The organism is Bacillus cereus group sp. Bce019, assembly GCF_051781745.1.
In the GTDB taxonomy this organism is placed as follows: Bacteria; Bacillota; Bacilli; order Bacillales; family Bacillaceae_G; genus Bacillus_A; species Bacillus_A cereus.
In genome coordinates this window covers 1-330 of record NZ_JBPWJX010000077.1, presented here as the reverse complement: position 1 = coordinate 330, position 330 = coordinate 1, and the positions used below count along the sequence as shown (strand labels likewise).

The following is a 330-nucleotide window of genomic DNA, read 5'->3' as shown; positions in this document are numbered from 1 at the left end:
ATGGCCACGGGGCGCGGGTTGACCTTCAGGTCCTGCTTGTTCGACAGCTCCAACAAGGCGGCCTCTACGATCTCCTTGTGCCGCTCGGTCATCACATAGTTGAACAGGGCACCGGCCATACCGGACGCCTTGGTAACCGAGTAGTTCTGGAGGTGAAGGTAGCCATCAGGCAAGGCACGGGGTTTACCTTGGGCGTGGCGCATCAGCGGTACTCCTTCTGAGGCACGTTGCCGCCCTTACCGCAGACCCAGAGGGTCACGCAGGGAATCAGGTTGACGCACAGGCGCTTGTTGAACGACGAGTAGTGGGCACCGACCCAGAGGCCGCGCC

General features: G+C 61.8%; 1 protein-coding gene. It reads right to left on the bottom strand.

Annotated features, from left to right (window positions below):
* Positions 1-203: hypothetical protein (locus ACS2QP_RS27495; RefSeq protein WP_438883028.1), on the bottom strand; the 203-nt coding region annotated here is incomplete at its 3' end.
* Positions 204-330 lie beyond the last annotated feature (127 nt).